General features: G+C 67.2%; 20 protein-coding genes. 16 read left to right on the forward strand and 4 right to left on the reverse strand.

Annotated features, from left to right (window positions below; genetic code table 11):
- Window positions 1-72: 72 nt before the first annotated feature.
- Window positions 73-2,463, reverse strand: coding sequence for a heavy metal translocating P-type ATPase (locus tag AC6RIC_RS13115; RefSeq protein WP_499736465.1), 2,391 nt, complete (start codon window positions 2,461-2,463; stop codon window positions 73-75).
- Window positions 2,464-2,704: 241 nt separating this feature from the next.
- The gene (locus AC6RIC_RS13120) at window positions 2,705-4,189 is read right to left on the reverse strand and encodes a M81 family metallopeptidase (protein WP_499736466.1); all 1,485 of its coding nucleotides are present in this window, start codon (window positions 4,187-4,189) and stop codon (window positions 2,705-2,707) included.
- Window positions 4,190-4,376: 187 nt separating this feature from the next.
- On the opposite strand from AC6RIC_RS13120, the gene AC6RIC_RS13125 reads away from it, so the two are divergent.
- The 11 genes from AC6RIC_RS13125 to AC6RIC_RS13175 all read left to right on the forward strand — a co-directional run bounded on the left by AC6RIC_RS13125 (window position 4,377) and on the right by AC6RIC_RS13175 (window position 17,837).
- Window positions 4,377-5,837: a M81 family metallopeptidase gene (locus AC6RIC_RS13125; RefSeq protein WP_499736467.1), complete on the forward strand. Its 1,461-nt coding sequence runs from the start codon at window positions 4,377-4,379 to the stop codon at window positions 5,835-5,837.
- Window positions 5,828-7,132, forward strand: a complete 1,305-nt coding sequence (locus AC6RIC_RS13130; RefSeq protein ID WP_499736468.1) for an alanine racemase — start codon at window positions 5,828-5,830, stop codon at window positions 7,130-7,132. The genes AC6RIC_RS13125 and AC6RIC_RS13130 overlap by 10 nt, the downstream gene beginning before the upstream one ends.
- Before the next feature lie 215 nt (window positions 7,133-7,347).
- Window positions 7,348-8,946: an ABC transporter substrate-binding protein gene (locus AC6RIC_RS13135; RefSeq protein WP_499736469.1), complete on the forward strand. Its 1,599-nt coding sequence runs from the start codon at window positions 7,348-7,350 to the stop codon at window positions 8,944-8,946.
- A gap of 34 nt (window positions 8,947-8,980) precedes the next feature.
- The gene (locus tag AC6RIC_RS13140; RefSeq protein WP_499736470.1) at window positions 8,981-9,922 is read left to right on the forward strand and encodes an ABC transporter permease; all 942 of its coding nucleotides are present in this window, start codon (window positions 8,981-8,983) and stop codon (window positions 9,920-9,922) included.
- Window positions 9,923-9,930: 8 nt separating this feature from the next.
- On the forward strand, window positions 9,931-10,785 hold the full coding sequence (locus AC6RIC_RS13145; protein ID WP_454656689.1) for an ABC transporter permease: 855 nt from the start codon (window positions 9,931-9,933) through the stop codon (window positions 10,783-10,785).
- Window positions 10,782-11,594 carry an ABC transporter ATP-binding protein gene (locus tag AC6RIC_RS13150; RefSeq protein ID WP_454656690.1) on the forward strand — a complete coding sequence of 271 codons (813 nt, stop codon included), beginning with the start codon at window positions 10,782-10,784 and terminating at the stop codon, window positions 11,592-11,594. Before AC6RIC_RS13145 ends, AC6RIC_RS13150 begins: the two co-directional genes overlap by 4 nt.
- Complete coding sequence (locus AC6RIC_RS13155) at window positions 11,591-12,553, forward strand: ABC transporter ATP-binding protein (protein ID WP_454656691.1); 963 nt, start codon at window positions 11,591-11,593, stop codon at window positions 12,551-12,553. The genes AC6RIC_RS13150 and AC6RIC_RS13155 overlap by 4 nt, the downstream gene beginning before the upstream one ends.
- A gap of 339 nt (window positions 12,554-12,892) precedes the next feature.
- A complete protein-coding gene (locus tag AC6RIC_RS13160) occupies window positions 12,893-14,401 on the forward strand; it encodes a M81 family metallopeptidase (RefSeq protein WP_499736471.1) in 1,509 nt (502 codons plus the stop codon).
- Window positions 14,402-14,432: 31 nt separating this feature from the next.
- A complete protein-coding gene (locus AC6RIC_RS13165; protein ID WP_499736472.1) occupies window positions 14,433-15,971 on the forward strand; it encodes an ABC transporter substrate-binding protein in 1,539 nt (512 codons plus the stop codon).
- A gap of 43 nt (window positions 15,972-16,014) precedes the next feature.
- Window positions 16,015-16,893 (forward strand): ABC transporter permease, encoded by an 879-nt coding sequence (locus tag AC6RIC_RS13170; protein ID WP_454656694.1) that lies wholly within the window; start codon window positions 16,015-16,017, stop codon window positions 16,891-16,893.
- Entirely contained in the window at window positions 16,890-17,837 is a 948-nt protein-coding gene (locus AC6RIC_RS13175; protein WP_499736473.1) for an ABC transporter permease, read from the forward strand. Before AC6RIC_RS13170 ends, AC6RIC_RS13175 begins: the two co-directional genes overlap by 4 nt.
- A gap of 5 nt (window positions 17,838-17,842) precedes the next feature.
- Here the strand turns inward: AC6RIC_RS13175 and AC6RIC_RS13180 are convergent, their stop codons facing one another.
- Window positions 17,843-18,634, reverse strand: coding sequence for an IclR family transcriptional regulator (locus AC6RIC_RS13180; RefSeq protein ID WP_293808767.1), 792 nt, complete (start codon window positions 18,632-18,634; stop codon window positions 17,843-17,845).
- 133 nt (window positions 18,635-18,767) lie between these two features.
- Here AC6RIC_RS13180 and AC6RIC_RS13185 point away from each other — a divergent pair, with 133 nt between their 5' ends.
- The 3 genes from AC6RIC_RS13185 to AC6RIC_RS13195 all read left to right on the forward strand — a co-directional run bounded on the left by AC6RIC_RS13185 (window position 18,768) and on the right by AC6RIC_RS13195 (window position 22,357).
- Window positions 18,768-20,084 (forward strand): aspartate aminotransferase family protein, encoded by a 1,317-nt coding sequence (locus AC6RIC_RS13185; RefSeq protein ID WP_499736474.1) that lies wholly within the window; start codon window positions 18,768-18,770, stop codon window positions 20,082-20,084.
- Between the two features lie 284 nt (window positions 20,085-20,368).
- Complete coding sequence (locus tag AC6RIC_RS13190) at window positions 20,369-21,562, forward strand: CaiB/BaiF CoA transferase family protein (protein WP_499736475.1); 1,194 nt, start codon at window positions 20,369-20,371, stop codon at window positions 21,560-21,562.
- 12 nt (window positions 21,563-21,574) lie between these two features.
- Window positions 21,575-22,357, forward strand: coding sequence for an enoyl-CoA hydratase/isomerase family protein (locus AC6RIC_RS13195; RefSeq protein WP_499736476.1), 783 nt, complete (start codon window positions 21,575-21,577; stop codon window positions 22,355-22,357).
- Window positions 22,358-22,628: 271 nt separating this feature from the next.
- Here the strand turns inward: AC6RIC_RS13195 and AC6RIC_RS13200 are convergent, their stop codons facing one another.
- Window positions 22,629-24,008 (reverse strand): M20/M25/M40 family metallo-hydrolase, encoded by a 1,380-nt coding sequence (locus tag AC6RIC_RS13200; RefSeq protein ID WP_499736477.1) that lies wholly within the window; start codon window positions 24,006-24,008, stop codon window positions 22,629-22,631.
- Between the two features lie 204 nt (window positions 24,009-24,212).
- Here AC6RIC_RS13200 and AC6RIC_RS13205 point away from each other — a divergent pair, with 204 nt between their 5' ends.
- Together AC6RIC_RS13205 and AC6RIC_RS13210 are read left to right on the forward strand one after the other, a co-directional pair.
- Window positions 24,213-24,797, forward strand: a complete 585-nt coding sequence (locus AC6RIC_RS13205; protein WP_499736478.1) for a 2'-5' RNA ligase family protein — start codon at window positions 24,213-24,215, stop codon at window positions 24,795-24,797.
- Window positions 24,798-24,915: 118 nt separating this feature from the next.
- A complete protein-coding gene (locus AC6RIC_RS13210) occupies window positions 24,916-25,623 on the forward strand; it encodes a glutathione S-transferase N-terminal domain-containing protein (RefSeq protein WP_499736479.1) in 708 nt (235 codons plus the stop codon).
- Window positions 25,624-25,628 lie beyond the last annotated feature (5 nt).

Consider the following 25,628-nt stretch of genomic DNA (forward strand, 5'->3'; position numbering starts at 1 on the left):
TCGCACCCAGTCGTGGGTTCCGGGCTCGCGCCTGCGGCGCGCCCCGGAATGACAACTGTGTGGCGCTGCTGTTCAGCTCGCCTTGCCGGCGTCGAAGCGCAGGAGCCGCAGCGCGTTGGCGGTGACGATCACGGTCGCGCCGGTATCGGCGAGGATCGCAACCCAGAGCCCGGTATAGCCGAGCACGCTGGTGACCAGGAATACGGCCTTGAGCCCGAGCGCGATCGTGATGTTCGTGCGGATGTTGCCCATGGCCGCCCGCGCCAGCCGGATCAGCGCCGCGACATCGCGCACGCGGCTTTTCAGTACGGCGCCATCGGCGGTCTCCAAAGCGACATCGGTGCCCGAGCCCATGGCGATGCCGATGCTGGCAGCGGCGAGCGCGGGCGCGTCGTTAATGCCATCGCCGACCATCATCACTGCGGTCTCGCCGGAGAAGGCCTTGATCGCCGCGACCTTGTCGTCGGGCATCAGTTCGGCCTTGTGCTCCATGCCGAGGCCGGCGGCGATGGCGGCGCCGGTGCGGGCATTGTCTCCGGTCAGCATGGTCGAGCGGATGCCCATCGCCTTGAGTTCGGCGATGGCCGCCGCGGCGTCCTCGCGCGGCTCGTCGCGCAGCGCGATGAAGCCGGCGAGCGCGCCGTCGACGATGACGGCGGCGACAGTCTTGCCGGCAGCCTCCAGTTCCTCGGCCGTGAGGCGTGCCCGCTTGTCGAAGGGCGCGCGGCTCTCGGCATGGCGGGGAGCGCCGACGAAGACGGCGCGGCCATCGGCCTTGCCGGTGACGCCCTGGCCGGCCAGCGCCGCCGCCTCGGTCGCCGGCTTGTAGGCGATGCTCTTGCTGCGGGTGTGTTCCAGCACGGCTTCGGCCAGCGGGTGCGACGAGCCGTGCTCGACAGCGGCGGCGAAGGCCAGGACCTCAGCCTCGCTGCCGGCGAGCGCCACGACATCGGTGACACCAGGCTTGCCTTGCGTGAGCGTGCCGGTCTTGTCGAAGGCGACGAGGCCAGTCTTGGCGGCGGTCTCGATGACGACGCCGCCCTTCATCAACAGGCCCTGGCGGGCGCCGGCCGACAAGGCGGCGGCGATCGAGGCGGGCACCGAGATGACGAGCGCGCAAGGGCAGCCGATCAGCAGCAGCGCCAGTGCCCGGTAGATCCAGACCGACCACTCGGCGCCGAGCAGGAGCGGGGGCACCAGCGCGACCAGCACGGCGAGGCCGACGATCGCCGGCATGTACCAGCGCGAGAAGCGGTCGATGAAGCGCTCGGTCGGCGCGCGGGCTTCCTGCGCCTCCTCGACCAGGCGGATGATGCGGGCGATGGTATTGTCTTGCGCTGCCTTGTCGACGCGCACGCGCAGCGCCGCCTCGCGGTTGACCGAGCCGGCATAGACGGGCTCGCCGACGCCCTTGGTCTTGGGCACGGATTCGCCGGTGACCGGGCTCTCGTCGATGCCGGAGGTGCCGTCGGTGATCTCGCCATCGGCCGGGATGCGGTCGCCGGGGCGGACCAGCACGGTCTGGCCGATGCGAAGGCTCGCGGCATCGACCTGGCAGGTCGCGCCGTTCTCCTCGACGATGGCGGTCTTGGGGACGAGGTCGCCGAGCGCGCGGATCGAGGCGCGGGCCCGGTCGGCCGCGACGCCTTCGAGCACCTCGCCGACCGCGAACAGGAAGACGACCAGCGCCGCCTCCTCGGCCGCGCCGATGAAGAGCGCGCCGATGGCGGCGATCGTCATCAGCATCTCGATGGTGAAGGGGATGCCGGCGCGGGCTGCGGCAAAGGCGCGCTTTGCCACGGGGGCGACGCCGACGATACAGGCCAGGATGAAGGCCCAATGACCGATGCCGGGCCAGATCAAGCCCGCGGCATAGGAGGCGCCGAGGAGCAGCCCCGTCGCGATGACGAGCTTACCCTTGCCGGTCTGGTACCAGTTCGCGCCCTCGGGCGTGGCTTCATGGACATGGCCGGGCAGGCCGTGGCCGTGATCCCCTGCGGTAGCGGACTGCTTGCCGGCCTTCGGGGCGTGATCATGACCGGCGTGGGAATGGCCGGAATGATCGTGCTGGTGATCGTGATCATGCGCATGGCCCGAGCAGCAGGCGTCGCCATGCTCATGCTTGCCATGGTCATGGTCGTGAAGATGCTCATGCCCGTGGCTGCCGTGGTCATGGCCGCAGCCGCAATCGGCATGCTTCGCTGCCGGACGCTCAGTGGCCGGGGCCGCCAGAGCGGAGGTGCTGTAGCCGAGGCCGTTGACGCGCTTCTCGATCGCTTCCGGCGTGGTCGCGCCGGCATCGAGCGCGAGCGTCAGCGTCTCCGACATCACGGAGAGTTTGACGTCGCTGACGCCGGGCAGGCGCTCGACCGCGCCCCGAATCTTCGCCGCGCAGCTCGCGCAATCCATGCCGCCGACCTTCCAGGACAGGGTCTGGGCTGTGGTTTCGGGGCGGGCGGCCATGACGTGTCTCCGTCTCTCTTTCGCTACGGGACACCTCTCTACAAGCTGTAGCCACTTCAGGTTCAAGAGGGAAAATGCAGTTTATGCGCCTGCTGGTTCTCTCAAGCCTCGCGTTGTCATCCCGGGCTTGACCCGGGATCCATTCCGGAGCGCTTCCGGCTGAGGTTCAGGTATGGATCCCGGATCTCCGCTTCGCTGCGTCCGGGATGACCCGCGTCGAGAATGAAAGCGGAGACGGTCTTCAATCCAGCGGATAAACCGGCCGGCGCAGGCGCTTGTAGGGCAGGCCTGCGATCCGGCTGGTGCAGGGACCGGGCGTCGCCACGGTGAAGCTGCCCTTGGCGATCTTGTCATAGGCGCGCCGGTGCGCGACCGCCGCCTTGACGCCGATCGCCTTCAGCGTCTCCGGCTGGATGCCCTGCGAGCGGAGCTGGCCAAGGTCGAAAGGCGGCGTCTTGCGGCTGCTCAGCAGCACGGTGACGCCCTCGACCTGCACGACCACGCACGGCCCCATGCTGAAATGCGAGCCCTGCGCGGCCGCGAGATGGCTGTTGAGGTCTTCCAGCGCGAATTCGCCATCGCTGGCGCTGACGAAGCGTGCCTCGATCTCGACCGGGCGTTCGGCGATGGGGCTGCCCTTGCCGCCGATCGAGAGCTTGCGGGTCTCGCCGGGCCTGGCGCCGGCCATGGCGGCGACAGCTGCGGGATCGGCGATGGCGACGGCGCAATTCTCGACGCCATGGCGCAGGAAGGCGCGCAGCACCGAGGTCGAGTCGCCCGGCGCGCCGCCGCCGATATTGTCGGCCGGCTCGACGACGATATAGGGGCCGCCCTCCGAGCGCAGGATCTCCGCCACGGCTTCGTCGAGATTCCATTCCGCCGGCAGGCCGAGCTCGCGCAATTCGGTGGCGGTCGCGGTCAGGCGCTCCAGAGCATCGCGGGCTGCCGCTTCCGGTCCGGTGAAGGCGACCGCGAAGGCGACGCCGGCCTCGGGCACATCCGAGAAGGAATAGCCGCCGACGACATTGGCAACCCAGATATCCGGGTTCTTCTGCTCGATCTGGCGCGCCAGCGCCTCCAGGTCGCGCATCGGCCGGTCGGCGGTACCGGTTCCGGTCGGTGGCCAGATCACGGGCGCGTTGCAGGAGAGCATGCGCGGCAGCTCCCCGCTCGCGAGCGAGCGCGCCAGTAGTCTTGCGGAGCGGACGGCGGATTCGCGCGCGTCGGTATGCGGGTTCTCGCGATAGGCGACGAGGGCGTTGGCATGCTGCGCCATGGACGCGGTGAAATTGGCGTGGAGATCGAAGACGCCGAAGACCGGCAAGGTCTCGCATCCCGGCACCGAGCGGATATGGGCGAGCAAGGCGCCTTCCGGGTCCGTGCAGCGGGATGTGACCATCGCGCCATGAAGGGCAAGCCAGATGCCGTCGAGGCCGCCATCGGCGAGGGCCGCCTTCAGCCCGGCGTCGAATTCCGCGAGGAAGCGCTGGAACACCGCATGGTCGACCGGGCCGGCCGGCAGGGCGCCGTAGTCGATCGTGGGCAGGACCTCCCAGCCTTCGGCCTCGGCGACTTCCAGGAAACCGTCGATCGTCGAGCCGTCGCCGCGCCGGGCCAGCAGCTCCGCGCCCTTGCGGATGGTGAAGTCGGCAAGCGTGGTCTCTTCCTCGACGAAGCTATGGGTCTCGTGGAAGAGCGATCCGAGCAGGATGCGGCGGCGGGACATGATCGGCTGAAGCTCCTTGGCTCGCAAAGCCCCTCCATCTCGGCCGCCGATCTGTTCCGGATCAAGCCTGCATTGTTCCATCGTGGGGAACGCGGATGCTTTGACAGGCCGCGCTCCGACCTCGTTTCATGAGGTCGGCCGGCAGTCTCAAGGGGCGGCTGCCGCGCTTGACCGAGAGAGCATGCGGATGCGCGTCTTCACTGCGTCGCTGGCGACGGAAACCAATACGTTCGCACCGCTCTTCGTCGATCGCAGCGCTTTCGAGGGCGGCTTCTACTGCCCGCCCGGCACGCACCCGGACACGCCGACGCTATGCTCGGCGCCGACCGTCGCGGCACGCCGCCGCGCCGCCAGCGAAGGCTACGAGCTGGTCGAGGGCACGGCGACCTGGGCCGAGCCGGCCGGCCTCGTCTCGCAGGAGGCCTATGAGAGCCTGCGCGACGAAATCCTCGGCCAGCTCAAGGCGGCCTTGCCGGTCGATATCGTGCTGCTCGGCCTGCACGGATCGATGGTGGCGCGCGGCTATGACGATTGCGAGGGCGACCTGATCGCGCGGGTGAGGGCGCTGGCCGGGCCGGATTGCGTTATCGGGGCCGAACTCGACATGCATTGCCACCTGACGGCTGAGATGGTCGCGGGCGCCGACATCATCGTCGCCTTCAAGGAGTTCCCGCATACGGATTTCCTGGCGCGGGCGGAGGACCTGCTGGAACTCTGCCTGAAGACCGCGCGCAAGCAGGTGAGGCCGGTGAGCGCGGTGTTCGATTGCCGCGGGCTTGCCGCCTTCATGACCAGCCGCGAGCCCGGTCGTAGCTTCGTCGACCGGCTGCTCGCGATGGAGGGGCAGGACGGCATCCTCTCGATCTCGGTCGCTCATGGCTTCCAGGCGGCGGATGTCGCCGATGTCGGGACCAAGGTGCTGGTCATCGCCGATGGCGACGGAGCGAAGGCGGCGACGCTGGCGAAGGAACTCGGCCTCGAAATTCTGCGCTGGGGGCAGGGCGCCTCGCCGAAGCACTACAAGCCGGAAGAGGGCATCGCGGCGGCGCTGGAGCTGGCCAAGCCCGGCAAGCCGGTGGTGCTGGCCGATCGCTGGGACAATCCGGGCGGCGGCGTCGCCGGCGATTCCTCGGTGATGGTCGAGGCGCTGCTGAAGCATCCCGAGATTCCGGCGGCGATCGGCGCGATGTGGGACCCGGTAGCCGTGAGCCTGTGCCGGGCGGCCGGCGTCGGCGCCGAAATTCCCTTGCGTTTCATCGGCAAGGCGGCGCCGTCCTCGGGGCGGCCGATCGATGCGATGGTGACGGTCACTGGTGCGACCGCGGACCTGCTGATTCCGTTCGAGCAGAGCTGGGTCTCGCTCGGGCCGGCAGCGGCGATCCGGATCGGCAAGCTCGACATCGTGCTGGCCTCGACCCGGGCGCAGACCTTCAGCCCGCCGGTCTTCACCAATCTCGGCATCGATCTGAGCACGAAGAAGGTGGTGGTGGTGAAATCCTCCAACCATTTCCACGCCGCCTTCGCGCCGATCGCGGCACAGGTGCTTTATCTCGACAGCGGTGGACCCTACCCGCCCGATGCGAGCAAGATCCCCTACACCAAGGTGAAACGCCCCTTCTCTCCGTTGGACCCGAATCCATGGTTGTGACTGCTTCCGCCCCGCTCCCGCGCCTGTCGCTCCGCGAGATCGAGGATCAGCGCCTCGATGTGCTGGTGAAGGGCCTGCCGCCGAGCGCATCGCTCCGGCTTGGCGATGTCGGCAAGCAAGGCTGGAACGTGCTCACTGGGGACATGCCGATGCCGCTCGCCGTGATCCGCGAGAGCGTGCTCAAGGCCAACAGCGCCTGGATGAGTGCCTTTAGCGCTGCCAACGACTTGCTGATCGCCCCGCATGGCAAGACCACGATGGCGCCGCAGCTCTTCGACCTGCAGGTCGCCGATGGCGCCTGGGCGATCACCGTCGCGACGATGCAGCAGCTCGCGGTCGCCCGGCATTTCGGGGTGAAGCGGGTGATCCTCGCCAACCAGCCGATCGGGCGGCAAGAGGTTGCGGCCTGTTTCGAGGCGCTGCGCGAGCCCGGCTTCGAACTCTATTGCCTTGCCGACAGCATCGCCGGGGTCGGCTTGCTGGCGGAGGCGGCGAAGGGGCATGCGGGCGCCAATCCGCTTGGTATTTTCGTCGAGATTGGTTTCATGGGCGGGCGCACCGGCGCGCGGACCCGCGAGGAAGCGCTCGCTGTGGCGCGGGCCATCGCGGGTGCTCCGGGCCTGCGGCTCGCTGGCTTCGAATGCTTCGAGGGTCTGCATAGCGATAGTGCAGGCGCTGATAAGCTGCTCGACGAGGTGATCGCCGTCGCTGCGGCGGCGAATGCCGAGGGCCTGCTCGGCCCCGAGCCGCTGGTCCTGAGCGCCGGCGGAACCGCGCTGTTCGACCGGGTTGGCGAAAAATTCAACGCGGCGAGTCTCGGGCGCCCGCTGCTCAAGGTGCTGCGCTCCGGCTGCTATCTGACGCATGACGATCTCGGCTATTCGGCCTCCTTCCGTCGGATCATGCTGGAGACCAGCCTGAAGCTGCCGCCCGGCGGGCTCGAACCCGCCCTCGAGGTCTGGGCCTATGTCCAGTCGCGGCCGGAGCGCGGGCGTAGCCTGCTCACTCTCGGCAAGCGCGACGTCACCTATGATTCCGCTTTGCCGGTGCCGCTGCGTTGGTATCGGCCGGGCGGGGCGATGGCGCGGCCAGAGCCGATGCCGGCCGGGCACAACGTGCTGGCGCTTAACGACCAGCATTGCCATCTCGGCACACCGGAGGAGAGCCCGCTCCAGGTCGGCGATATGGTGGCCTTCGGCATTGCACATCCCTGCCTGACCTTCGACAAATGGGCCGTGCTGATGCTGGTCGACGATGACTGGAACGTCACCGGCGCAATCCGGACCTTCTTCTGACGCGCTTCCGAATCTGTTCCTTCTGGTGAAACCTGCAATCCTTGACGTGAATTCAGGCCGTTCCTAGCCTGCATCTCACAGAGGGAAGGCCCGCCATCCGCGACGCGGACGAGACGGGCCAAGCGGCGATGACAGGAAGCGCGGCGAAGGCCGGCTCCTGTCTCGCGCGAAATCGGCCAGCTTGGCCGGCAAGCAGGATGCTGGGAGGATCGTTCGTGACGACACCGTCATTCCCGATGGCCGATGAGCCTGATCTCGCCGTGCAGGGCCTGCGGCGCCGCAGGCTGCTGCAATTGCTGACGGCGGGTGGCGCGGCGCTGGCCGCGCCCGGCCTGTGGAGCAGCTTCGCATCGGCGCAGACGCCGGTTGCCGGTGGCACGCTGACGATCGGCGCCGATGCCGATCCGATCGGGCTCGACCCGGTCACGGTCAACGCCTTCTCGTCCTTCGACTTCACCAGCCTGCTCTATACCGGGCTGCTGCGCTGGAACGCCCAGATGAAGGTCGAGCCCGATCTGGCGACGGGCTATGAGCAGCCCGATCCGAAGACTTATGTCTTCAAGCTCAGGCAGGGCGTGAAATTCCATAACGGCAAGGATTTCTCCGCTGCCGACGTGAAGCACACCTTCGACCGGATCATGAACCCGGCGACGGGCAGCCGGCTCAGGGCGCTCTATTCCAGCGTCGAGTCGGTGACGGTGGTCGACCCCTTCACGGTCAAGTTCCAGCTCAACGCGACGGATGCGGCCTTCCTCAGCAATCTCGCCAGCAATCCCAACGGCGCGATCGTGCCGGCCGGCGTCGAGAACCTCGTCACCCAGCCGGTCGGCACCGGGCCCTTCGCCTTCGAGGCCTATCAGCCGAACCAGCAATTCTCGCTGACGCGCTTCGACGGCTACTACGAGAAGGGCGAGCCCTATCTCGCGAAGGTGATCTTCAAGTTCTACAAGGACCAGGCGACGCTGACCTCGGCGCTGCGCTCGCGCGCCATCGACATGACCTGGGTGAAGGACCCGAAGGTCGCGACCGCGATCTCGCGCGCCTCATCCAACTTCGTGTCGGCGCCGGGCCAGACCTCTCGGACCTTCCCAATCTGGCTGAACATGAAGGCCAAGCCCCTCAACGACGTGAAGGTGCGTCGTGCGCTCAGCCTCGCGACCGATCGCAAGGCCTGCCTCGACACCGTGCTCGGCGGCGCCGGCAAGGTTGGTGCGATGATCCCGGAAAGCCAGGTCGGCGGCTATGACGGCACCGGTGAATTGCCATACTACAAGCATGATCCGGTGGCGGCGAAGGCGCTGCTGGCCGAGGCCGGCTATCCCAACGGGATCGATCTCGGCGACTATATCGTCGTCGCGGCCAATCCGCTCGACGTCGCCTGCGCGCAGATCCTGCAGCAGCAATGGCAGGCGGCCGGCATCACCGTGAAACTGGTGCCGATGGAGACCGCTCCGCTTCTCGCGAAATGGGCGAGCGGCGACTGGCCGACGCTGCTCTCGGTCGCGTTGTCCTGGACGCCCGATCCGGACGGCATTTTCCAGTACATCGTCTCGACCAGTGGCTACGGCAAGGCGATGGGCTCGAACGATCCCGAGCTCGACAAGATGGTCGCCGAGGCGCGAGCCGAGCTCGACGTGTCCAAGCGTGCAGCGAAGAACCAGGCGATCCAGAAGCGCATCGCCGACAACGCCTATGTCATCCAGATCTACCAGTACCCGCTGCGCTGGGAGATCTGGTGGAACCATGTGCAGGGCTATGTGCCGCTCGCCGCGAATATCCGCTCCTTCGTGCGTACGACATGGCTAAAAAAATAGGTCCGGCCTGCCGCCTTCCGGCGGAGGTCTGTCGATGACGCGCTTCGTCCTCGGGCGTCTTGCCTGGATGGCTGCGATCCTGCTCGGCGTCTCCTTCGTCGCCTTCATGCTGATGCGGGCCATTCCCGGCGATTTCGCCATCGCGGCGGCGGGCTCGCAGAGCGTCGCGCCGGAGGTTCTAGCGACGATCCGGCGCGACCTCGGCCTCGACCAGCCGCTGATGGCGCAATATCTGAGCTGGCTCGGCGCGGCGCTGACCGGCGATTTCGGCAAGTCCTTCGTCACCCGCCAGCCGGTACTCGGCGAATTGCTGAACCGGCTCATCGTCACCATCCAGCTCACATTGCTCGCCGCCGTCATTGCAGCGGTGATGGGGGTCGCCTCCGGGCTGGCAGCGGCGCGCTTGCGCGGCGCGACCGACTGGCTGGTCCGGCTCTGGAACGGGCTGATGCTGGCGGTGCCGAACTATGTCGTGGCGACGCTGATCGTGCTGCTCTTCGGGCTCTACTTCCCGGAGATCACCGTGCTCGGCTACACGCCCTTTCTTGAGAGACCGCTCGGCAATCTCGCCAGCCTGCTGCTGCCGGCCTTCGCGCTGGCGCTCGCGGTCTCCGTGACGATCGCGGAGAACACCCGCGCTGCCGTGCTCGAGGTTGCCAACCAGGATTTCGTCATGGTCGCCCGCGCCAAGGGACTGACGCCGGCCGCGATCCTGCGCGACTACCTGATGCGCAATGCGCTGACCCCGGTGATCACCGCAGCGGGCCTCAAGATCGCGGCGCTGCTCGGCGGCAGCATCCTGGTCGAGACCATCTTTGCCATTCCCGGCATGGGGCAGTACCTGTTCGATTCCATCAACAGCCGCGACTATCCGGTGATCCAGGCGATCGTGCTGGTCGCGGCCGGGATCGTCGTGCTGGTCAATACGATGATCGACATCGCCTATGCCCGCGTCGACGCACGGGTGCAGATGTGAGCGGCGCCGTGCAAGACAGCGCGCCGGTGGCTGCGGCGCGCAAGAGAACCGGGATCACGCAGGGCTGGCTCCTGCTCGGCGTCGGGCTCGCCATGCTGGCAGCGATGCTGGTGCTGACGATCTTTGCGCCGCTGGTCGCGCCTTATAACCCTTCCGCCACCTCGCCGGATTCGCTCGCGCCTGCGAGCGCCGCGCATTGGCTCGGCACGGATTCGATCGGGCGCGATGTGCTGAGCCGCCTGATCGTCGGCGGCCGGACGACGCTGCTGATCACGGTCTCGGCCGTGCTGATCGCGCTGGTGGCCGGACTGATCCTCGGGCTCGCGGCCGGCTACATGGGCGGGCGCACCGACGAGATCATCATGCGCCTGCTTGATGTCGTCTTCGCCTTCCCGGTGCTGCTGCTGGCGATCGCGGTGGTGGCAGCGCTGGGCCCGACCGTGCCGAACCTGATCCTGACCATCGCGATCGTCTACACGCCGGCCATGGCGCGGGTGGTCAGGGCGCCGGTGCTCAGCGTCAAGCAATGGGACCATGTCGAGGCGGCGCGCAGCGTGGGCATGAGCGAGATCAGGCTCGTGCTGCGCCATATCCTGCCGATCGTGGTCTCGCCGATCCTCGTCGCGACGAGCCTGACGCTGTCCCAGACGATCTTCACGGTGACGGCGCTGTCGTTCCTCGGCCTCGGCCCACCGCCGCCCGATCCGAACTGGGGCGGCATGCTCTCGGAAGCCCGCCAGTTCATGGAGCTCGCGCCCTTGACCGTGGTCGGCCCGGCTTTGGCAATCGTCTTCGCGACGCTGACCTTCATCATCATCGCCAATGGCTTGCGCGAGGTTCTGGATGTGGGGAGCGTGCGATGACCGGCCCGCTGCTCAGGGTGCGCGACCTGACCGCGACCGTGACCACGCGTCGCGAGGTGATCCAGGCGGTGCGCGGCATCTCCTTCGACATCAATGCCGACGAGGCGGTCGGCTTCGTCGGCGAATCCGGCTGCGGCAAGAGCGTCACCGCCAAGGCGCTGATGCGACTGGCGCCCGAGGGCGCCTCGATCGGGCTCGGCGGCTCCGTTGCCTTCTGGGGGCAGGAACTGCTCGGGCTCGGTGAGGACGAGATGCGCGATCTGCGCGGCCGGCGCATCGCGATGGTCTTCCAGGACCCGATGACCTCGCTCAACCCGGTGATGAGCATCGGCGCGCAGATGAGCGACATGCTCCGCCGCCATCTCGGCCTCTCTGTGAGGGACGCGCGCGCGCGCAGCGTCGAGCTGCTCGACCTCGTCGGCATTCCCGACCCGGCACGGCGGATCGACGATTTCCCGCACCAGTTCTCGGGCGGGCAGCGCCAGCGGGTGCTGATCGCGATCGCGATTTCCTGCGAGCCGGACCTGTTGATCGCCGACGAGCCGACCACGGCGCTCGACGTCACCGTGCAGGCGCAGATCCTGCGCCTGCTGCTGCGGCTCAGGGAAGAGCGCGGCATGGCGCTGATGCTGATCACCCATGATTTCGGCGTCGTCGCCGGCATGGTCGACCGGGTGAACGTGATGTATCGCGGCGAGATCGTCGAGGCCGGGCCTGTCGATGATGTGTTCGCACGGCCGCAGCATGCCTATACGCGGGCGCTGCTCGATGCCGTGCCGCGCCTGCAAGGGGCGGGGGCTGTGCGATGACGGAGCCGCTGCTGCAGGTTCGCGATCTTTCGGTGCTGTTTCCGGCGCGGCGTGGAGCTCCGCCGGTCAAAGCGGTCGAGCGCCTCTCCTTCGAGATCGCGCCGGGGCAGACGCTCGGGCTCGTCGGCCAGTCCGGATCCGGCAAGACCACGGCCGGGCGTGCCATCCTCCAGCTCCAGAAGGCGAGCGAGGGCTCGGTCCGGCTGATGGGGCAGGAGCTGACGACCATGCGCTCCGGCGAATTGCGCCGGATGCGCCGGCATATGCAGTTCGTGCTGCAGAACCCCTATTCCAGCCTGCATCCGCGCATGACCATCGGGCAGATCCTGAGCGAGCCCTTGCAGGTGCATCGCACGGTGCCGGCGAACCGCATCCACGAGCGCGTCGCGGAGCTGCTGGAACTGGTCAATCTCGATCCGTTGGTGATGCGGCGCTATCCGCACGAATTCTCCGGTGGGCAGCGCCAGCGCGTCGTCATTGCCCGCGCCTTGGCGGTCAATCCCGATTTCGTCGTCTGCGACGAGCCGGTCTCGGCGCTCGATGTGCGGACGCAGGCGCAGATCGTCACGCTGCTGCAATCGCTGCAGGAGAAGCTCGGCTTGTCCTATCTCTTCATTGCGCATGACCTCGCCATCGTCCGGGAGATGGCGCATCGCGTCGCCGTGATGTTCCGCGGGCGCATCGTCGAGATGGGCAGCGCAGCCCAAGTCTATGACAGCCCGGCCCATCCCTACACGCAGCTCCTGCTCGATGCGGTGCCGGTGCCCGATCCCGTGCTCCAGCGCGAGCGGCTCCGACGCCCGCCGCCCGATCTGCGCTTCCTCGACGGCGACGGCGGGGCTTGCGTCCATGGCGTCGATCACGCGCGGGCGGGGACGCCCGAATGGCATGAGGTCGTGCCGGGGCACGGCGTCTCCTGTCGCTACTGGCCGAAGGGAGCAGGACGAGAGGCGGCGTGAGCGATCGCTTGAATTGCGAGTTCTCAATCTTATCGCCCGGTCATCCCGGACGGAGCGAAGCGAAGATCCGGGATCCATTTCTGAGCATTTCCGATGAAGGTTCCGGAATGGATCCCGGGTCTCCCTTCGGTCGCCCGGGATGACATCGCTTCTTTCGGGGGAGGTCGAGCGTGTTCCTTCAGATGGAACATCCAATCCTTGACGCGAAATATCTGGCGCAACTAGGCTTTTGACGATGAGGCCGGGCTGAAGAAGTGGCCCGGAACGATGCCCTGAAGTCCGAGAAACCGCTTCGCCCGGCATCGGCCGGAGCAGCGGTCGCAATCCGGGAGGATGCCCGTGCGTCTGGCGTTGATCCACATCGTTCAGGAGACGAACGACTTCAATCCGCTGCTGACGACGCTTGCCGATTTCGAGGCGTTCGGCCTGGTCGAGGGCGAGGAGATCGCCCGGCAGTTCGGCGAGATCGGCCAGATCGGCGGACATTACGCGGCGGTGAAGGAGAGCGGGCTCGCCATCGAGACGATCCCGATCATCCGCGCCTGGGCCGTGGCGGGCGGGCGCATCTCGCGCGAGGCTTTCGACTTCTTCCAGGCGAAGATCCGGGCTGGCTTGGAAACGGTCGGGCCGATCGACGGGCTGGTCCTGCATCTGCACGGCGCCTGCGCGGCCGAGGGCATCGACGATGTCGAGGGCGAGCAGGCCGAGCTCTGCCGCAAGATCCTCGGGCCGGACGTGCCGATCCTGCTCGGGCTCGATCACCACGCCAATGTCACCCACAAGATCATGGCCAATTGCACGGCCATCGTCGGCCACCGCACCCAGCCGCACGACGTGTTCGACACCGGCAAGGTCGGGACCGAGGTGCTGCTGCGCATCCTCACCGAGAAGTGCAAGCCAGTCATGGCCTGGCGCAAGATCCCGCTGCTGTCGCATCAGGAGCAGTTCCTGACCTCGAAGGGGCCGATGAAAATCTGGTTCGACCGGGCCCGTGCCATCGAGGCGGACCGGCGCGTGTTGCAGGCCTCAAACTATCCGATGCAGCCCTGGCTCGATGTCGCCGAGGGCGGCTGGTCGACGATCGTGGTCACCGATGGCGATCAGTCGCTGGCCGAGAAACTCGCGGACGAACTCGCCGATCTCGCCTGGTCGATGCGCGACGATTTCCAGATTCGCGAGGCGGTCTCCATCGACGATGCCGTGCGCAAGGCCGATGCGGCCGAGCGCGGCATGGTCGTGGTCAGCGATACCGGCGACACCGTCTTCGGTGGCGCGGCGGGCGACAGCAACCTGCTGCTGGAATCGATGCTGCGGCTCGGCATCAGGAGCAAGGCGCTGATCCCGCTGATCTCGCCCAAGGCCGTCGCGACGCTGACGGCGGCGGGCGAGGGCGCCGAGGTGACGCTGCCGCTCGGGGGCGATGCGGCGACCGCCTTCTTCAAGCCGCTGATGGTAACGGGGCGGGTCAGGAAGCTCGGCGGCGGATCGATCCCGCTGAAGTTCAATCATCAGCCCGAGGTCGACATGGGCCGCGTCGCGGTCTTCGATGTCGGGCCGGTGACGCTCCTCATCTCGGAACTGCGTGGCGTCGCCGGCAATGTGCCCGATGTCTACGAGGCCTTCGGCATCGACCTCTCCGACTACAAGATGGCCGTGCTCAAGACGGCCTCGAACTTCCAGTATTTCGACCGCATCGCCTCCGGGCTCGTCCGTGCCGATACGCGCGGGCCGGGGCAATCGGACGTGTTCACCTTGCCGTGGCAGCGGATTCCGCGCCCGGTCTATCCGTTGGAGACAATAAGCGACTGGCGGGCACACTCGTCCCAGCCGGGAGCGGGGACGCGCTGAGACGAAACCAACACAACAAGAGGGGAAAGCGATGACAAAGCTGTCGCGACGTCAATTCGGCATGGCCGGCCTTGCGCTGGCGGGCGTATCCCTGGCGGGAGCCCTCCCGGCTTCCGCCCAGCAGCTCAAGGGCGGGAGACTGCGCGTCGCCGTGCTGAGCGAGCTGGCGAACTACGATCCGCAGCAGCTCTCGACGGTGAATTTCCACGTCATCAAGAACCTCTATGACAGCCTGATCGAATACACGCCGGAGGGGAAACCGGAGCCGAGCCTGGCGACGGCATGGACGATCGCGCCTGACAAGACCGCGGTGACGCTGAAGCTGCGCAGTGGCGTGACCTTCCATAGCGGCACGCCGTTCAAGGCGGATTCCGTGTTGGCGACCCTCCAGAAGGGCGCCGATCCCAAACGCGGCAAGAACGTCTTCGCGACCATGTCGATCGTCAAGGACTGGTCGGCACCGGACGATTCCACCGTGACGATCAACTTCAAGGCGCCGGTGCCCGAGCGGCAGATGCTCGACCTGCTGCAATTCCTGATCCCGATCGACCCGAAGGGCATCGACACGGTCGAGACCGTGCCGGCCGGCACTGGGCCGTACACGCTGGTCAACCGCGCCGTCGGCCAGAGCCTGACGCTCAAGGCCAACCCGAAATACTGGCGCGAGAAGCAGCCGATCGTGCAGGACCTCGTCTTCACGGTGTTCAGTGAGGACGCTTCCGCCAGCGCGGCGCTGGAATCGGGCGCGGTCGACATCGTCTATAACGGCTCCTCGCGCAGCGCGGTGCGGCTCAAGAATGCCGGCTTCCAGGTCTTCGCCGGGCCGGGGCCGCTGGTACAGGTCTTCCGCATCAACTCGACGCGCGGGCCGTTCCGCAACAAGGCGTTCCGGCAGGCCTTCAACCATCTGATGGACCGGGCGAGCATCCTGCGGGTCGGCTATGCCGGCATGGGCAAGGTCGTGGCCCTGCCCTGGGCGCCGGCGAGCCCGGCCTATGACGAGAGCTACAACGCGACCTATGCCTATGACCTGGAGAAGGCGAAGAAGCTGATCGCCGCGTCCGGGCTCTCCGCCGACGAGATCAAGAACTGGAAGCTCCTGGTCAATGGCAGCGACGAGCCTTCGGTGGCGATCAGCCAGATCGTGCAAGGCTCGCTGCAAAAGATCGGCATCCCCGTCGAGCTCGACATGCGGCAGGGCGCGGAATACGTCACCGCGCTTCTCGGCGGCGATTTCGCGGCGACCTTCGGCGCGGTCGGCAATATCCAGAAGTTCCCGTCGCGTGTCGCCACCAACTCGATCTACCGCACCTCGGGCAATCCGGTCCTGAAGGACCCGCATCCGCATCCCGACTATGTCGCGGCGATCGCCAGGGTCGATGCCACGTCGGGCGGCGCGGCCGAGGTCAAGGCGGCCTATGACAACCTCAACAAGGTTCTGGTCGAGGAGGCCTTCGGCATCCCCACCAATTCCTACGATGTCGGCCTGATCGTGGCCTCCGACAAGATCGGCGGCGTGACGCTCGATATGGACAACCTCTTCATCGCGCGCACCATCGGCTTCAAATGACACGGCTTGACGGGGCCGGGCGGCGCCAGTGCGGCGCCCGGCGATGACGGAGACGCTTGCCCGACTCAAAGCCCTGTTGCGCCGGCTGATTGCCCGGCGCGGCGCGGCGCTGGGGCTCGGTTTCCTCGCGTTGGTGGCGCTGGCGGCGGGTTTTGCGACCGTGCTGCCTTTCGATCCGCTGTCGCAGAGCGTGGCGGCCTCGCTATTGCCGCCCTCGGCCGAGAACTGGTTCGGCACGGACGAACTCGGCCGCGATATCCTGGCGCGCGTCATCTATGGCGCGCGAACCTCACTGTTCACGGCGGCCGGCGCGGTCATCATTGCGGCGCTGGTCGGCGTGCCGATCGGGCTCGCTGCCGGCTTCTATGGCGACTGGCGCGATTCACTCCTGATGCGCTGCATCGACGTGCTGCTGGCGCTGCCGAACATCCTGTTCGCGATGGCGCTGATCGCCGTGCTCGGACGCAGCCAGGGCGCGGCACTGATCGCGGTCGGCATTGCCGGAATCCCGGGTTTCGCTCGTATCGCGCGGGCGCAGGTCATGGCCTTGCGCCAGCTCGATTTCGTTACGGCGGTGCGCGGCTTCGGCGGCAGCCCCGGCTACATCATGTTTCGAACGATCCTGCCTAACGCCTTGAGTCCGTTGGTGGTGCAGGCGATCGTGCTGGCCTCGATCGCGATCCTGCTGGAGGCGGCTTTGGCCTTCCTCGGGGTCGGCGTGCCGCCGCCGACGCCGAGCTGGGGCGAGATGCTGCGCACCGGCAAATCCTACCTCTACGAGGCACCGACCTATGCGGTTCTGCCCGGTATCGTGCTGACGCTGACGATCCTGTCGCTCGATACGATCGGCCGGGCGCTGACCGCGATCCTCGACCGCGACGGGACCGATGCGAGCGGCGAGACGATCGGGGGGCGGCGATGACGGCCTATGTTCTGCGCCGCCTCTTCCAGATGCTGCCGGTGCTGCTGATCGCCTCCTTCGCGATCTTCGCGATGATCTATGCCGTTCCGGGCGGACCGGTCGCGGTGATCGTCGGCGAGAATGCCGGACCCGAGGAGATCGCCGCCGCGATCCAGCGCTACGGGCTCGACCGGCCGATGGTGGTGCAATACGCCGACTGGCTCGGCAGGGCGATGATGGGCGATTTCGGGCTCTCGCTGCACAGCCGCCAGCCGGTTGTCCAACTGATCGGCGAGCGCATGCCGGCGACACTGCAACTCGCGCTGGCGGCGATTTTCGTTGCGCTTATCATCGGCATTCCCGTGGCGATCGCGAGCGCGGTGCGGCCGAATTCCTGGCTCGACCGGTTGCTCAGCGGTTGGAGCGCGCTCGCGCTGGGCGTGCCGACCTTCTGGCTCGGCATTCTCTTGATCCTGCTCTTCGCGGTGGAACTGCGCTGGCTGCCATCTGCCTCGCGCCATGTTCCGTTCTGGGAGTCGCCGGTCGATGCGCTGCGCAGCCTCGCGCTGCCGGCGATCACGCTCGGAACCTATGTCTCGGGCATCCTGGCGCGCTTCCTGCGGGCCTCGCTGATCGGCGAGGCGCGGGCCGATTACGTCCGCACCGCCCGCGCCAAGGGCGTACCGGAGAACCGCATCGTCGGCCTGCATATCATGCGCAATGCGCTCCTGCCCTTCGTCACCATCGTCGGGCTGATGATGGCGAACTTCATCGGCGGCGCCGTGGTGACGGAGGCGGTCTTCACCTATCCGGGGCTCGGGCGCCTGCTGATCCAGGCGATCACCACCCGCGACTACCCCCTGCTTCAGGGCTGCATCCTGGTGATCCTGGTCGCCTATATGCTGATCAACCTCACGGTCGACATGCTCTATGCCTGGATCGACCCGCGGATCGAATACCGATGAGCGCTCTAGCGCAGGTCCGCGGTCGGGCGCGAGCCGAGATGGGTCGAAATGCCGGCCGCGACCTCGCGCAACCGCGTGCCGACCTTGGCGGCCAGCGAATGCGGCATCCGCATCAGCGGCGCGGAGACGCTCAGCGCCGCGACGGGGTAGCCGTCCTCGTCGAGGATCGGCACGCCGACGCACATGGCGCCGTCCTCGTTCTCACCCATCTCCGTGGCATAGCCGGTGCGGGCGACCTGCCGGAGCTGGCGCTCGATCTCCTCGCGCTCCAGCAGCGTGCGGCCGGTGCGCTCGGTGAGCGGCAGGTCGAGCTGCCTTTGCCGCTCCGCCTCGGGCAGGAAGGCGAGGATCGCCTTGCCGAGCGCGGTCGAATGCATCGGATGGCTCTCGCCGATGCGGGCCTGCATGCGCAGCGAGCGGTTGGCCTCGATCAGGTCGATATAGACGACCCTGCCGTTGCCTTTCACGGCGAGGTTCACGGTCTCGTTGAACTCCTGCATCAATTCGATCATCGCCGGGCGGGCGAGTTCGCGGACCTTGCTGACGCTGGCATCGGCGCGGGCGATGGCGCGCAGTTGCGGCCCGAGATTATAGCGGTCGGTCGCGCGGTTGTGGTCGAGGAAGCCGGCGGCGGTCAGCGTCTGCAGATAGCGGAAGGTCGTCGTCTTCGGGATCTTGAGCTCCTTGCTGACGGCGGTGAGCGCGATCTCATGACCGTGGCGGGCGACCAGCTCCAGCACCTTCAGCGCCTTCATCACCGGCTGCACGACATAGGGGTTGTCGGTTTTCCTGGGCATGGCCGCTCCGCTGGTCGGGCTCGCTCGAGAGCCAGCATGGCTAACCCTGACGAATTCCGCAAGGCGAAACCACTGTTCCTTTACGCGGAGCGAGCGGTCTGGTCTGGTCGGGACAACAGCAGGAGGCAACGCAGTGACAGGCAATGGCAGCCAGCAGGCGGGCGCTCTGCGCTTTGACGAATCCGCCCGGCAGATCGCGGCGAATGCGCGTTTCATCGCCGGCGGCGTGAACAGCAATTTCCGGCTGGGCATGCAGCCCGGGCCGCTCGTCTTCGAGCGCGGCGAGGGCGCCTATCTCATCGATGCCGACGGTAACCGGATCATCGACTATTACTGCGGCATGGGCGCGACCGTGCTCGGCCATACGCCGGCACCCGTCATCGAGGCGGTGAAGCGCCAGGCTGAGAAAGGTATCCTCTTCGCCGGCCAGATGCCGATCGAGGCGGAAGCCGCGCAATTGATCTGCGAGCGCATTCCCTCGGCGGAAAGGCTGCGCTTCGGCTCATCCGGCTCGGAGGTGGCGCAGGCTGCGATGCGCTTGGCGCGCGCCGCCACCGGTAAGCGCACCATCGTCAAGTTCGAGGGCCATTATCACGGCTGGTTCGACAACATCCTGTGGTCGACCGCGCCGGGGCTGAATGCGGCAGGTCCCGAGGAGGCGCCGACACCGGTGATCGGCAGCAAGGGGCAGGATCCGGAGGCGGGCGAGGGGCTCTCGATCCTCGGCTGGAACGATCTCGCGGCGCTGGAAGCGCGCCTCGCGAAGGGCGATGTCGCTGCCGTGCTGATGGAGCCGGCGATGTGCAACCAGGGCGCCATCGCGCCGGCACCGGGCTATCTGGAAGGCGCGCTAGCGGCCTGCCGCAAACATGGCGCGATCCTCATCTTCGACGAGGTCATCACCGGTTTCCGGCTGGGGCGCGGCGGGGCGCAGGAGCGCTTCGGCGTGACGCCCGATCTCACCCTGATGGCGAAGGCCATCGCCAACGGCTTCCCGGTCGCGGCGATCGCGGGCCGGGCCGACCTGCTCGACCTCTTCGCCGATGGCGTGCTGCATGGCGGCACCTTCAACGCCCAGCCGGTGGCTATGGCGGCGCTCGTCGCGACCCAGAAGGCGCTGACGCCGGAGCACTACGAGCGCAGTTCCGTCCATGGCCAGCGCCTGCAGGACGGGATCCGCACGATCCTGAAGGAGGCGGGCATCAAGGCGCAGGTCGCCGGTTTCCCGCTGATGTTCCATGTCGCCTTCGGGCTCGACGCCCCGGCGCGGAACTACCGGGACGTCGCGCGCGCCGACAAGGCCGCCTATAGCCGCTTCGCCCATGAACTGCTCAAGCGCGGCGTGCGCGTGCTGGAGCGCGGCGCCTGGTTCGTGTCGTCGGAGCATGATGCGGCTGTGGTCGATGCGACGCTGGCGGCGGTGCGAGAGGCGGCGCGGGCGATGGCGTAGCGGCGCCGCGCAACGGTTCAACGGGAGCGGTCTAGGGCCTCTCCCCTTGTCATTCCGGGGCTTCGCGTAAGCGAAGAACCCGGAACCCACGACCGGGCGAGCGGCCGGCAACCGAATACTCCATGTCCCACCCAGTCGTGGGTTCCGGGTTCGCGCCTGCGGCGCGCCCCGGAATGACAAGGGTGGTTCGCCATGCGCTTGGCTCCTGCATGCAGCATGCGCCCTGCCATTGACCGCGCCGCGTACCGTACCGGATAGTTCGCTCCGAGAGGGAGCGAAGACCGATGCCGCAGCCGAGACCGTCCACCGCGCTTGCCGGGCTCAAGGTGCTGGACCTGACGCGGGTGCGGGCGGGGCCGACCTGCGTGCGCGTCTTCGCCGATTTCGGGGCCGACGTAATCAAGGTCGAGAGCCCGCCGGGGCTCGACCCCAACGAGAACATGAGCGGGCCGCGCCTCGGCTACGACATGCAGAACCTGCATCGCAACAAGCGCTCGCTGGCGCTGAACCTCAAGACGCCCGAAGGCAAGGCGATCCTGATGAAGCTCATCGACGAGGCCGATCTCGTCGTCGAGAACTTCCGGCCAGACGTGAAGGAGCGGCTCGGACTCGATTTCGAGACGCTGCATGCGCGCAATCCGCGCCTGATCCTGGTTTCGATTTCCGGCTTCGGCCAGTCCGGTCCGTACCGGACGCGCGCCGGCTTCGACCAGATCGCGCAGGGCATGGGCGGGATGATGTCGGTGACCGGCCTGCCCGGTCAGGGGCCGGTGCGGGCCGGAATCGCGCTCGCCGATTCCTCGGCCGGGCTCTATGGCGCGGTCGGCGCGCTGGTCGCGCTGCAGGAGCGGGCGGTCTCGGGCAAGGGGCAATGGGTGCAGACCTCGCTGCTCGAGGCCCAGATCGCGATGATGGATTTCCAGGCCGCGCGCTATCTCGTCGAGGGCTCGGTGCCGCCGCAATCCGGCAACGACCACCCCTACCAGACGCCGATGGGCGTCTACCGGACGCGCGACGGCGCGATCAATCTCGGCGTTGGCGGCGAGGAGCAGTGGCGCTCGTTCTGCCGGGCGATCGGGCGACCGGAATGGGGCGCCGATGCCCGCTATGACAGCACGGAGAAGCGCTTCGCCCGTCGGCCGGAACTGCGGGAGCTGATCGAGGACATCTTCGCTGCTGCCGACAGCGCCGATTGGCTGGAGGCGATGGAGCGCAACAGCGTGCCGGCCGGGCCGATCTATGCGGTCGACGAGATGTTCGAGGACCCGCAGGTGCGCCATCTCGGCATCGCCAAGCCGGTGAGCCATCCCGAGCTTGGCGATATCCGGCTGATCGGCCAGCCGGTGACGCTGTCGCGGACGCCGGCCGATGTCGCGACGCCGACGCCTGCGGCCGGCGCCCACAACGACGAGATTCTGGCCGATCTCGGCTATGACGAAGCCGGGCTCGCGCGCTTGCGGGCCGATGGCGTGATCTGACGGAGAGCCTGCGTGAACGACGAAATCCTGTATGCGGTCGAGGGCGGGGTCGGCACGATCACGCTCAACCGGCCCCAGGCGCGCAACGCGCTGACCTTCGCCATGTACGAGCGCATCGCCGAGATCTGCCGTGACCCGGCCGCGCATGGCGATCCACGCGTCATCGTCATGACCGGGGCGGGCGACAAGGCCTTTGCGGCCGGCACAGACATCGCCCAGTTCCGCTCCTTCTCCAGCGCCGAGGATGCGCTGGCCTATGAGGAGCGGATCGAGACCGTGATCGGTACGATCGAAAGCTGCCCTGTGCCGACAATTGCCGCGATCTCCGGCGCCTTCACGGGTGGCGGTGCGGCGATCGGGCTCGCCTGCGACCTGCGCATCGCGACGGAGACGGCGCGCTTCGGATTCCCAATCGCGCGCACGCTCGGCAACTGCCTGTCGATGGAGAATTACGGGCGGCTCTACGCCATTCTCGGCCCGGCGCGGGTCAAGGACATCGTCTTCACCGCCCGGCTGGTCGAGGCGGAGGAGGGCGCGCGCATCGGGCTCTATAATGAGCTGGTGCCGGATCACGAGGCGCTGATGCGCCGAGCGCGCGAACTGGCAGTGATCATCGCCGGCCATGCGCCCCTGACGATGCGCGCGACCAAGGAAGCGATGCGCCGCCTGACGGCCGCGACCGCTTCAGGGATCGACGGCCATGATCTGGTGACGCTCTGCTACACCAGCGCCGATTTCCGCGAGGGCATGGAAGCCTTCCTGGGCAAGCGGACGCCGAATTGGCAGGGCAGGTAGCTCCTCCAGATTTTCACCGGAACCACGCCGTCGTCCCGGGCGGAGCGAAGCGGAGGCCCGGGATCCATTCCGGAGCGCTCCTGATGAAGGTTCCGGCATAGATCCCGGATCGGCGCCGCTTTGCGGCTTGTCCGGGATGACCCACGTTTCTGGTCGGAGCGTCATGCTCGCCCTTGTGGCGAGCATCCACGTCTTGACCACGGCCTTCGCCCAGCGAAGACGTGGATGGTCGGGACAAGCCCGACCATGACGGCGTACCGTGACGCCTGCCTCAGACCGGCTTTCCGAGCTGGCCGAGTTCGTGCAGCAGGGCCGCACCCGTGCGCAGGCCGCTGTAGAAGCAGTCCAGCGTCATGTTCTCGTTGGGGGCGTGGTTGGCTTCGTCGTGATTGGCATAGGGCGTCACGAAGGCCGGGATGCCCAGGATCTTGGTGAAGACGTAGTTCGGCAGGCTGCCGAAGCCGGCCGGGATCAGCAGAGGCTCTTCGCCCTGCGCGGCGACGAAGGCGCGGCGCAGCGGCGCGGTATAGGGCGAGGCGATCGAGGTCTTGGAGGGCTGCATGCCCTTCTCTTCGCAGATGAACTCGACTTCGGGCGCGTGCTTTTCGACGTGCGCCCGGACCTTGCGCAGGATGTCCTCCGGGTCCTGCGCTTCGACGAGGCGGATGTCGCATTTCACCAGCGCCTCGTTCGGCAGCACGGTCTTGGTGCCCGGCCCGCCATAGCCGCCATGGAAGCCGTTGATGGTCAGCGTCGGCCGGAAGCAGAGGCGCTCGTAGAACGGGCGATCCGCGGGCGCATCGAGGCGGGTGAGCCCGACCCCCTTCTTGAAGGCCTCGATGTCCAGAGGCAGGTGCTCGACCGCTTCCAGCTCCTCCGCCGTCGGCGGCTCGATGTCGTCATGGAGTCCGTCGATGGTGATCTCGCCTTCGGGGTTCTTCATCGTCGCGAGGAGATGGACCAGCGTCCAGATCGGGTTCGGCACGACGCCGCCGAAATTGCCGGAATGGACGTCGCGGCTGGCATGGCGGCAGCGCAGGTCGAAGGAGACGACGCCGCGCGAGCCGAACTTGATCGAGGGCGCGCCGCTGGCATGGCGCGGGCCGTCGGCGGTGACGGCGAGGTCGGCCTTCAGCAGATGCGGGTTGGCGCGGACGAAGCCGGCGATGTTCGGGCTGCCGATCTCCTCTTCGCCCTCAAGCACGAGGATGACGTTGCAGGGCAATTCGCCATGGACCTTGAGGTGGGATTCGATCGCGAGGATCTGGGCGAAATGCTGGCCCTTGTTGTCGCCGACGCCGCGCGCATAGAGCCGGCCGTCGCGGATCGTCGGCTCGAAGGGCGGCGAGACCCATTTGTCGAGCGGGTCCGGCGGCTGCACGTCGTAATGGCCGTAGAGCAGCACGGTCGGCTTGCCCGGCGCCTTCTCCCAGCGCGCGACGACGACCGGATGGCCTTCGGTCGGGATCAGGCTGGTCTCGAGGCCGATCTCCGTGAGCATGTCGACGAGCAGCAGGCCGACCTCGGCGATACCGATATTCTCGGCGCTGATGCTGGGATGGCGCAGATACGCGATGAGGCGGTCGAGGAAGGCGCTGCGGTTGGTCTCGATATGGTCGAAGACCGCGGCGAGTGCGTCTGAGGAAGCCATAGCCAATGCCTGACAGGAGAGGAATCCGTGCCGCCCGCCGAGCGAGGGGCGCAAGCGGCGGCCGTGCGGCCACCGAAAGCAGCCTAGACGCGGGGCCTGTGGTGCTCAAGCGCGGGTAGGGCGGTCGCGGCGACTGGCAGCCTTGCGAATTTTGCTGGTCGGCTCGCTCCTTGTTAAGTTCTTGTTTTGTTCTATGATGCGATCATGCAGCTCGTTCTCGACCTTGACGGTGGGCGAGAGTTCCGGCCGCGAGAAGGCCGCCGCCCGCCCCGCTATTTCTTCGCGCTCCTCCCGGATGCGGAGGCTGGGCTGCAGATCGACCAGCTTGCGCGCGCTCTGCACTATCGTCTTCACCCTGGGAGGCCGCTGCGCGGTCCCGACAAGTATCATGTGACCCTGCGGGGGATCGCGGTCCCCGACGGCCCGTTCGGGCAGAGCATCGCGATGGCACGTCAGGTCGCCAAGACAATCCGGAAGACCTCCTTCGCTGTCATGTTCAATCAAGCGGCAAGCTTCGGTAAGCCTACGAACTACGCGTTTTCGCTGATGACATGTGAGGATTTGCCGGGCGCCAACGGCTTGTCCGGCACGCTCCTCGACGCCTTGCGACGCGCCGGGCTCAAGGTCGATGGGTCGAGCTTCCGGCCGCATGTGACGATGTTCTACGACCGGAAACGTCGGGAGCCGATCGATGTGCCGCCGCTGAGCTGGCAGGTGCGCGAGTTCGTCCTGATCGAGAGCATCGATAACAGGGAGTACGTGATTTTAGGCTCTTGGCCGCTGGACTGACTTCCATGCAGCCGTGCAAGGCCGGCTTGCGGCAATCGGGGTCGTGTCCCGTTGCTTTGGTCGCGGCCGGCTCTATCGTTCGCGGCCGAAGCCTCATCCGATTCAGACGGAGCCTCTCATGGCCGACTTGTCCGCTTTCCCGATCACAAGGCGCTGGCCCGCCGCGCATCCCGACCGCATCCAGCTCTATTCGCTGCCGACTCCGAACGGCGTGAAGGTCTCGATCGCGCTGGAGGAGCTGGAGCTGCCCTACGAGCCGCATCTCATCGATATCGGCAAGAACGAGACCTGGGGGCCGGAATTCCTGTCGCTGAATCCCAACGGCAAGATTCCGGCGATCATCGATCCCAACGGCCCGGACGGAAAGCCGTTCGGCCTGTGGGAATCCGGCGCGATCCTGCTCTATCTCGCCGAGAAGACCGGCAAGCTCCTGCCGAAGGACCCCGCCGCCCGCTACGAGACCATCCAGTGGGTGTTCTTCCAGATGGCGGCGATCGGCCCGATGTTCGGCCAGCTCGGCTTCTTCCATAAATTCGCCGGCCGCGAATATGAGGACAAGCGCCCGCGCGACCGTTATGCCAGCGAGAGCAAGCGCCTGCTCGGCGTGCTCGAGGACAGGCTGGCGAGCCGAACCTGGATCATGGGCGACGACTACAGCATCGCCGATATCGCGATCCTCGGCTGGGTCCGCAATCTCGTCGGCTTCTATGGCGCGGGCGAACTCGTCGACTATTCCAAGCTGACCCATGTGCCGATCTGGCTGGAGCGCTGCCTGTCGCGCCCCGCGGTCCAGCGCGGCCTCGATAGCCCGAAGCGCCCGGCCTGAGAGGT

It is taken from the genome of Allobosea sp. TBD101, from assembly GCF_059817965.1.